This is a genomic window from Herbaspirillum sp. B65, from assembly GCF_000333555.1.
Lineage (GTDB): Bacteria > Pseudomonadota > Gammaproteobacteria > Burkholderiales > Burkholderiaceae_D > Herbaspirillum > Herbaspirillum rubrisubalbicans.
In genome coordinates this window covers 1-999 of sequence record NZ_BADI01000003.1, presented here as the reverse complement: position 1 = coordinate 999, position 999 = coordinate 1, and the positions used below count along the sequence as shown (strand labels likewise).

The 999-nt window shown below is 57.8% G+C and carries 1 protein-coding gene; it reads left to right on the top strand.

Annotated elements, in window-relative coordinates; genetic code table 11:
• Positions 1-999 (top strand): YDG domain-containing protein (locus I5W_RS31885; protein WP_252716827.1); only part of this gene is annotated, 999 nt, incomplete at both ends.

Below are 999 nucleotides of genomic sequence, written 5' to 3'. Positions count from 1 at the left end.
GACGCGGCTGCGGTAGCCAGACGGTGAGCGTGAACGTGGCGTTGGCAGACACGACGAACTACGCATTGAGCACGTCAAGCCAGAACAAGACGACGGCCACGATTGCGAAGGCCAATGTGACGGTAGCGAACGTGGCGGCATCGGATAAGGTGTACGACACGACGACGAACGCAGCCATTAGCAATGTGGGTGCGGCGACGGTGTTGTTGGGTAACGCCAGTGCGGCGAATGGTACGTTGGCGTCGGCGACGTCTTATAGCAATTACACAGTGAACGGTTCGTATGCGAACGCCGCGGCGGGTAGCCAGATGGTGAACGTGAACGTGGCGTTGGCAGACACGACGAACTACGCATTGAGCACGTCAAGTCAGAACAAGACGACGGCTAACATCGCAAAGGCCAATGTAACGGTGGCGAACGTGACTGCATCGGACAAGGTGTACGACACGACGACGAATGCGGCACTGTCGAATGGGAACGTGACGGTGCAGTTGGGTAATGCGTCGGCCGCGAACGGCAGCCTCGCCAATGCGATGGCGTTTAGTAACTACACGGCCAATGGGACGTTTGCGAATGCATCGGCTGGTAGTAATAAGCTTGTGAGCCTGAATGTGGCGTTGGCAGATACGACGAACTACACGTTGTCGGGAACGACGCAACAGAACATGACGGCCAACATTGCAAAGGCCAATGTGACGGTAGCGAACGTGACGGCATCGAACAAGGTGTACGACACGACGACGAACGCAGCGATCAGTAACGTGGGTGCGGCGACGGTGTTGCTGGGTAACGCTTCGGCAGCCAATGGCACGTTGGCGTCGGCGACGGACTACAGCAATTACACGGTCAATGGTTCGTATGCGAACGCGGCTGCAGGTAGCCAGACGGTGAGCGTGAACGTGGCGTTGGCAGACACGACGAACTACGCATTGAGCACGTCAAGCCAGAACAAGACGACGGCCACGATTGCGAAGGCCAATGGACGTAGCGAACGGGCGC